Source organism: Pseudomonas fluorescens, assembly GCF_000968015.1.
Taxonomy (GTDB): domain Bacteria; phylum Pseudomonadota; class Gammaproteobacteria; order Pseudomonadales; family Pseudomonadaceae; genus Aquipseudomonas; species Aquipseudomonas fluorescens_W.
The window spans coordinates 1-6998 of record NZ_LACH01000093.1 but is presented as its reverse complement, the minus strand read 5'-3'; the positions used below and the strand labels follow the sequence as shown (position 1 = coordinate 6998).

Here is a 6998-nt window from a genome sequence, read left to right as displayed (position 1 = left end):
GTCCATACATAGCAGCTGGCGCAGCCTGCGTCCGACTGCGCAGCAGTCGCCCCTCGGAGAACACGCAACGGCAGAAATAACGCGCCGTTGCGTCACACCCTAGTCGTCGTGCAACAACCCCGAACTGTACTCGCCGAAGCTGTTGCCGAGCGCACTGCCATGGAAACTCATTTTATTGGGGTTGCTGGTAGGCCCCGGACCAAAACCGGCAGACGGCAGGGTGGCTTCCGAATACTCGCTATGGGTGCTTGCACCCGAGCAGGCGCTCAACAGCAATGCACCGGCGATCAGAGCGACTTTGACGAGGTTCGAGATCATTTTTCAGTTTCCTGTGGGTTGGAAGCGCGGTGACCTTAGGTAGTCATCCTATGCCGCGAGACCACCAGGAATTATGAACCTTTGCTGGGCGACAGCGATTGTTCAGGTACTTCGGTTTCCTGATGCAAAAAAGAGTGTTCTCCACACAAACTGTCAAAAGAGTAACGTCCTACACGACTCTGGGAATTGTCCGTACACTTGCGCATTGCTGTGCCTTTGTCACGAGGCCTATAGTCCGGTCCGCGTCCATATGACGTATCGGGTTTGGCGACTCGATGACAACGGTAAAGAAACCTCCGAGCTCTTCTCGGAGGGTTTCTGAACGCACTTGGCTACCTGTTTTTTGGTGGCTGTGCGTGGGAGACCTTCGGGTCTGCCGGTTTTACCATTGTCCGGTTCGCCAACCCGCGTACAGCTACCACCCTTTTGTTTGGCGACAATTGAGTGGTAGGTCTTCCACCTACAATTGGTAACCACTCATGAAAGAATATATGGCTTTAACCAGCAACGCCGACGACCTTCCCTCGCTGTATGTAAACACCACCCAACCGCTACATTCACTGCTTAGCACCGCACGCTACCGAATTGGCGCGGTAACGCAGATCCTGGAAAACCTCGCGATGCGCGGCGACATCACCACGGATTCGGTGATACTCAGCGACTTCGCAATGCTTTGCTGCATACCGTTGCGCGATGGATGTGATGTGCTGGATGTCGTTGCGCGACGTATGGATGCTGAACCGTCCTGACGTCACAAAGGGGCGCCCTTCCCGGACGCCCCGTTGGCCCATTTCTCTGAATCCTCGATTTCCTTCGCTCACACGCCCTGAAGAGCTTCAGCAAGACTCGCCTAGGCCCCGATGATAGATTGGATCAACTGACACTAAAGACCTTGAAAACAAAGGCTCACAACAATTATCTATTCTCCCCGTCCAATTCTGTACTACCAAGATAATTTCAACCGACTTTTTCGCTTTAGCTAACTGCATTAACATTAGGCAGATAGCGGCCACAAGCGGACACTAACCTTGGAATTCAGCCGCCCCTTTAGCTCTGCTCTTACGAGGCACCTACTGCAATGGATGAAAATCTACTGAAGCCGACAAAGAAAATCAGGTGTAGATCAGCTTCGCGTGTTCGGATAAGAGCTGAAAATAAGTTTAAGATTGACTTCCGCATGTTGTTATAAAAGGTGATATATCAAAGCGCTATTGTTTTTTAAAACCTTGCGCTTTCTTTTTTTGAGTTCTGTTCTATCCTGCTTTGAGATGAGAATCCTTACCAGCCAAAAAAATCGACATAAAGAAGGAAAAGACTATGAGCGTAAATGAGATTAGTGAGAACTACAACGAGATAGCTATCGATGCAGAAGATATTGATGTCAGCGCTGTAGCTTTACGAACGGAAGCAATTGTTGAGGCTGGGCTGGCAAAGCTTAATATTATTCCTTCGTTGGAGCATTTCGTCGGCTCAATGGATGGCCGTTGGAATTTACCTACCAATACAGGTTGGAGCTTGAGTGTTTATAATTTTAGCGGAAGCCTTATAAATCTAAGTCAAGGTTCGTGGATCGCCACCGGGCGCGCTACAGCCAAATCTAGTGCTAGCAGGGAATTTGAAATGGCCTGGAGCATAGAGTATGACTCGCCAAATGATACTATCGAGTGGACTGCGTGGGGACAAACGCAGACTTTCATTAAAGTCTCAACAGCGGAGTCGCCAATAACGTGGCAATATAATCATGACTCGGGGAAGTTTGTTGTTCTTGTGAGGAGGACGGTACCATTGGGAAGCGTAAACATAGCCAAAAGTTCTTATCTTCAATCAAACGGCGCGTAGTTATAAAACATTAAAATAAAGGGGACGAATCTATTTTTCTCAAAGAAAATAAATCCGCCCCTTTTAGCTGAAGTAGATAGCTGACTCCAACATCCCTATACCGAACTCTAACCCAATACTCTTAATCAGGTTGGTTGCACTTTTAGCATCATATCTCCGCGGGGAGGGTGCGTCATCTTCCAGCGAAAATCGAAGCACGCTGAATGCATTGACTATTTCAACCTCAAGACTTGTTATACCTCCGCCAGAGGAGGTTAAACGCTTGAATATAATCTCGATAACTTTATAGTATTTAGCTAGCGCGTCTTCAGGCTCAAGGTAACCAACCCCTTTAAGATCGTAGCAATTCTGGGCTTGTGTGGTTGACTGATTATTTTTGAAAGTGAGGTTAGTCATTATTTCTCGCGCATTAGCATATTTAGATCGAAAACGGCTTGGACTATGCTGCAACGGCTAAGCGTAGTGCAAGCAGCGTATAAAAAACCAATTTATTTCCCATTGCACTTTACTTCCTAGTAGGAAAAAATTGCCATGCCAGAGCGCTTTCTAGCGACGAATACGGGCACCTCACCTGCTTACTCATTGAAATGGACTACTAGGATGCGCCTCGTAGTGAGAGTCATGAAAAACGGGAACAGATTTATTTACTCATTAAAAACAATAGAAAGTAAACCCGTCCCCTTCAGCTCTTAAGGATATAAAAAATCAACTCCTAAGCTTCAGAAGCTCATTCGCCGCATCGACCTGAATCTTCCTAAGTATTGGCAAACTGTTCTTAACTTGAAGTCTTATTACATGACCTCTAAGAATCACCGAATTGGAATAAAACAGTTGCCAATCATGCAATTGGAATCTCAGCTCAAGCCCAATTTGCATCCTGGTAGTATTCAGCTCCGCCTTTTGAATTTCTGTAAGCCGAGCCAATTGATCAATGCAGACGCTTTTTTTGGTAGCTGCTAAGATCCACATATCCGTCGAGATTACCAGGATTCAAAAGCTCGATGGTTCTTATCACCTCTTTGCACAAACACAGCAGCTGTTCACTCCTTGCAAGCTCGACGCTTTTAATTTCTTCTGCTTTGATCAAAGCCTCATGTCGCTTCTGATTCCAAGGAATAGCAATAGCGATGGCTATCGCGAGAATAGAGCCCAAACCTTGCACCCAACCGGACGCGTCTGGTGGCAGCCATCCATGTTTGACCCAGTAAGCGACCGAGCCCACCAACAGCCAAAGAATTGCCCCCCCGAAGAACAACGACCACAAAGCCCAGAGTGTTCGAACAATCATTTGCTCTGGAAACTTCAAATCCAACATACCCCATGGCTCCCGGCCATCAAAAAGAACCGAGCATGCCTATTTCCTAGCTACCCGTCTATGACGGAGGCTACATGAATGAGCTGGCTCTTTTCGCAGGCGCTGGTGGCGGAATACTCGGAGGGAACCTGCTGGACTGGAACACCATCTGCACCGTTGAGCGTGATACTTACACCGCACAAGTTTTGACGCAACGATAAACCGATAGCGCACTCCCTGAAAAAATGGGACGGATTTATTTACCAGCGATCCAGTCGACTTCCTCTCATGCCGTTGCTCAGATACCCTGAACAATCGCAGCAAGGCCCACCTAAACCCTGCCCCCCAATCCTGATAAACTCCCCCTCTTCCCAGCCCCACCCATCTCAGAACCGCCAATGCCCCCAATCACCGCCACACCCGCCCCGCTCTCCCGTCGCTTCTCCGTCGCCCCGATGATGGATTGGACTGATAGGCATTGCCGTTTTTTCCTACGCCTACTCTCCAAGCACGCCCTCCTCTACACCGAAATGGTCACCACCGGCGCGCTGCTCAACGGCGATCACGACCGTTTCCTGCGTCACAACGAAGCCGAGCACCCGCTCGCCCTGCAACTCGGCGGCAGCGTGCCGCTGGACCTGGCGATGTGCGCGCGCATGGCGCAGGAGCACGGTTACGACGAGGTGAATCTGAATGTCGGCTGCCCGAGTGATCGGGTGCAGAACAATATGATCGGTGCGTGCCTGATGGGGCATCCGCAGTTGGTGGCTGATTGTGTGAAGGCGATGCGCGATGCGGTGTCGATTCCGGTGACGGTGAAGCACCGGATCGGGATTAATGGGCGGGACAGTTACGAGGAGTTGTGTGATTTCGTCGGCACGGTTCGGGATGCCGGGTGCACGAGTTTTACGGTGCATGCGCGGATTGCGATTCTGGAGGGGTTGTCGCCGAAAGAGAACCGCGACATTCCGCCCCTGCGCTATGACGTGGCGGCGCGGTTGAAGACGGATTTTCCGGAGTTGGAGATTATTCTCAACGGCGGGATCAAGACGCTGGAAGCCTGTCACGAGCATTTGCAGACGTTCGACGGCGTGATGTTGGGTCGTGAGGCGTACCACAACCCTTATGTGATGGCTGAGGTGGATCAGCAACTTTTCGGCAGCACGGCGCCGGTGATTAGCCGGGCCGAGGCACTGGCGCAGTTGCGGCCTTATATAGCGGCGCATATTGATGCGGGCGGCTCGATGCACCACATCACTCGGCATGTGCTGGGGCTGGGTACCGGGTTTCCGGGGGCGCGCAAATTTCGGCAGTTGTTGTCGGTGGATATTCATAAGGCTAAAGAGCCTTTGGTGTTGCTGGATCAGGCGGCGGAGTTGTTGGAGGGTCGGTAACCGGAAAATCCCTAGCTACGTTAATGGAGTGTCATTGATGGCAACTGCGAGGCTAACGACGCAAGGACGAATTACCATTCCAGCGCAGGTTCGCACCTCGCTCGGGTTGGCCGCAGGTGATCACATCGAATTTGTAACGTTGCGAGACGGCAGCGTTGAGTTTTTGGCCAAGACGGGCTCGGTTCATGCGCTCAAAGGTCTTATCTGCAAGCGGTCCAAGACGATAAGAGTTGTGAGCCCGAACCCGTCGCCGGATCTAATAAAAGGCAATTAGCCTTCAATTGTCAGCACCTACGTCAAAGACGTATGATCGCAACCATGCTGACAATCATTGAATCCAAGCTTTTTACAAAACTCTGGCCGGATTACTGGACTGAAGAAGAACGTGGTGCGTTCATGTCCTATCTGGCGAACAATCCGGACGCAGGCGCAGTGATCCCCGGCTCGGAGGGATGCCGAAAAGTGCGCTGGAGCATGGATGGTCGCGGTAAAAGTGGCGCGGTTAGAATTATCTACATCGCGCAACTTGCCAGCGGCGCCTTGGTCACATTGCTGATCTACGGCAAAGGCGCCACAGAGAACATCCCCGCGCATATACTGCGCAAAATCGCAAAGGAGCTGAATCATGCCCCTGACTGAAAAAGAACTGATGGAACGGGATGCCAAACGCAATATTGGCGAAGAACTGTTGGCGTCGATTCTTGAAGTCAAAGCCGGCCTACACGGCGACGTTCACAAAGTTGAAGTAACCGAGGCTGCAGAGGCCCGAAGCAAAACCGGTCTATCGCAACCGAAGTTTGCGGAGCTGCTGGGCGTTTCCGTACGCACTCTGCAGGAGTGGGAACAAGGACGACGGTCCCCTTCTGGGGCTGCACGATCGCTCCTTCATATCGCCGCTATTCGCCCTGACGTTTTCCGAGACGTATTGGCGAACTGAAGTCATGACAGTGGACCTTCTGGGCGCTAACTGTCACCCAGGTTGAACCTGCGCCCGGATTTGGCATCGTATTTACCGATACCGCGCCCCGCCATTCAAACAGCCGTTTTCCGGTTGTTGCCGCTGGGGCCCTCGATACGTACACGCACCCTTGAGTGGCTGTCAGCGCTCGGGTAATGTCATTAGACCCATAGGACAGAGCACGCCCATGACTTCCAAGCTGGAACAACTCAAACAAATGACCACCGTGGTTGCCGACACCGGCGACTTCGAAGCTATCGCTCGCGTTAAACCCGTGGACGCTACCACCAACCCTTCCCTGCTGCTCAAAGCGGCGGCCATTCCCGGTTATGCCGAGTTGCTGAACGCTTGCGTCAGCGACTGCAAGGGCGATGTGGGCCTGGCCAGCGACCGTTTTGGCGTTGCGGTAGGGCAAGAAATTCTGAAAGTGATCCCGGGCCGTATTTCCACTGAAGTGGATGCGCGCCTGTCGTTCGACACTGACGCCGTATTGAAGCGTGCGCACCGTCTGATCGACCTGTACGACAAGGCCGGCATTGGCCGTGACCGCGTGCTGATCAAGATCGCTTCCACCTGGGAAGGTATCCGCGCTGCCGAGATTCTGGAAAAAGAAGGCATTCAGACCAACCTGACGCTGCTGTTCTCGTTCGCTCAGGCTGCGGCGTGTGCTGACGCAGGGGTGTTCCTGATTTCGCCGTTCGTGGGCCGCATCTACGACTGGTACAAGAAGGCCAACGGTAACGACTACACCGGCGCGGATGATCCGGGAGTGCAGTCGGTGACGCGTATCTACAACTACTACAAGGCTAATGACTACAAGACTGTGGTCATGGGCGCGAGCTTCCGTAACCTGAATCAGATCGAGCAGTTGGCCGGTTGCGACCGTCTGACCATCAGCCCGGATCTGATTGATAAGCTGGCGGCGGATACTGGCAAGCTGGAGCGCAAATTGGCGCCGGGTCATGCTGGTGAAGCGCGTTTGAGCTTGAATGAAGCGCAGTTCCGTTGGTTGTCCAACGAGGACGCGATGGCGACCGAGAAACTGGCTGAGGGGATCCGTCAGTTCGCTCGTGACCAGGAAAAACTCGAAGCATTGCTGCAAGCCAAGCTCTGATTTGATCTAGCTTGATGCAAAAAGGGCGAACCTTGGTGGGTTCGCCCTTTTTTATGCGTTTGTCCCGTCCTGAATAAGGTT

At 52.0% G+C, this 6998-nt stretch carries 10 protein-coding genes; 7 read left to right on the top strand and 3 right to left on the bottom strand.

All coding sequences use genetic code 11. The features are described 5' to 3' along the window. Positions 1-99: 99 nt before the first annotated feature. On the bottom strand, positions 100-318 hold the full coding sequence (locus VD17_RS30240; protein WP_046057034.1) for a hypothetical protein: 219 nt from the start codon (positions 316-318) through the stop codon (positions 100-102). A gap of 479 nt (positions 319-797) precedes the next feature. On the opposite strand from VD17_RS30240, the gene VD17_RS30235 reads away from it, so the two are divergent. Beyond that, positions 798-1067 carry a hypothetical protein gene (locus VD17_RS30235; protein ID WP_046057033.1) on the top strand — a complete coding sequence of 90 codons (270 nt, stop codon included), beginning with the start codon at positions 798-800 and terminating at the stop codon, positions 1065-1067. A gap of 568 nt (positions 1068-1635) precedes the next feature. Beyond that, on the top strand, positions 1636-2157 hold the full coding sequence (locus VD17_RS30230; RefSeq protein WP_046057032.1) for a hypothetical protein: 522 nt from the start codon (positions 1636-1638) through the stop codon (positions 2155-2157). A 63-nt stretch (positions 2158-2220) separates the two neighbouring features. Here VD17_RS30230 and VD17_RS30225 read toward each other — a convergent pair whose 3' ends face one another. Together VD17_RS30225 and VD17_RS30220 are read right to left on the bottom strand one after the other, a co-directional pair. Further along, positions 2221-2553 (bottom strand): hypothetical protein, encoded by a 333-nt coding sequence (locus VD17_RS30225; protein ID WP_046057031.1) that lies wholly within the window; start codon positions 2551-2553, stop codon positions 2221-2223. Positions 2554-3085: 532 nt separating this feature from the next. Then, positions 3086-3472 (bottom strand): hypothetical protein, encoded by a 387-nt coding sequence (locus VD17_RS30220; RefSeq protein ID WP_046057030.1) that lies wholly within the window; start codon positions 3470-3472, stop codon positions 3086-3088. Between the two features lie 377 nt (positions 3473-3849). On the opposite strand from VD17_RS30220, the gene dusA reads away from it, so the two are divergent. From dusA to tal, 5 genes are all read left to right on the top strand, one after another. Beyond that, the gene (gene dusA, locus VD17_RS30215) at positions 3850-4845 is read left to right on the top strand and encodes a tRNA dihydrouridine(20/20a) synthase DusA (protein ID WP_008151348.1); all 996 of its coding nucleotides are present in this window, start codon (positions 3850-3852) and stop codon (positions 4843-4845) included. Positions 4846-4882: 37 nt separating this feature from the next. Continuing rightward, the gene (locus VD17_RS30210; RefSeq protein WP_046057029.1) at positions 4883-5119 is read left to right on the top strand and encodes an AbrB/MazE/SpoVT family DNA-binding domain-containing protein; all 237 of its coding nucleotides are present in this window, start codon (positions 4883-4885) and stop codon (positions 5117-5119) included. A 44-nt stretch (positions 5120-5163) separates the two neighbouring features. After that, the gene (locus VD17_RS30205) at positions 5164-5484 is read left to right on the top strand and encodes a transcriptional regulator (protein WP_185753262.1); all 321 of its coding nucleotides are present in this window, start codon (positions 5164-5166) and stop codon (positions 5482-5484) included. Then, positions 5471-5782 (top strand): helix-turn-helix domain-containing protein, encoded by a 312-nt coding sequence (locus VD17_RS30200; protein ID WP_033061895.1) that lies wholly within the window; start codon positions 5471-5473, stop codon positions 5780-5782. The genes VD17_RS30205 and VD17_RS30200 overlap by 14 nt, the downstream gene beginning before the upstream one ends. 208 nt (positions 5783-5990) lie before the next feature. Continuing rightward, positions 5991-6917: a transaldolase gene (gene tal, locus VD17_RS30195; protein ID WP_008151357.1), complete on the top strand. Its 927-nt coding sequence runs from the start codon at positions 5991-5993 to the stop codon at positions 6915-6917. Positions 6918-6998 lie beyond the last annotated feature (81 nt).

Coding starts and splice junctions, on each gene's coding strand:
- VD17_RS30240 (WP_046057034.1), bottom strand. CDS start 318: ATGATCTCGAACCTCGTCAAAGTCGCTCTGATCGCCGGTGCATTGCTG.
- VD17_RS30235 (WP_046057033.1), top strand. CDS start 798: ATGAAAGAATATATGGCTTTAACCAGCAACGCCGACGACCTTCCCTCG.
- VD17_RS30230 (WP_046057032.1), top strand. CDS start 1,636: ATGAGCGTAAATGAGATTAGTGAGAACTACAACGAGATAGCTATCGAT.
- VD17_RS30225 (WP_046057031.1), bottom strand. CDS start 2,553: ATGACTAACCTCACTTTCAAAAATAATCAGTCAACCACACAAGCCCAG.
- VD17_RS30220 (WP_046057030.1), bottom strand. CDS start 3,472: ATGTTGGATTTGAAGTTTCCAGAGCAAATGATTGTTCGAACACTCTGG.
- dusA (WP_008151348.1), top strand. CDS start 3,850: ATGCCCCCAATCACCGCCACACCCGCCCCGCTCTCCCGTCGCTTCTCC.
- VD17_RS30210 (WP_046057029.1), top strand. CDS start 4,883: ATGGCAACTGCGAGGCTAACGACGCAAGGACGAATTACCATTCCAGCG.
- VD17_RS30205 (WP_185753262.1), top strand. CDS start 5,164: ATGCTGACAATCATTGAATCCAAGCTTTTTACAAAACTCTGGCCGGAT.
- VD17_RS30200 (WP_033061895.1), top strand. CDS start 5,471: ATGCCCCTGACTGAAAAAGAACTGATGGAACGGGATGCCAAACGCAAT.
- tal (WP_008151357.1), top strand. CDS start 5,991: ATGACTTCCAAGCTGGAACAACTCAAACAAATGACCACCGTGGTTGCC.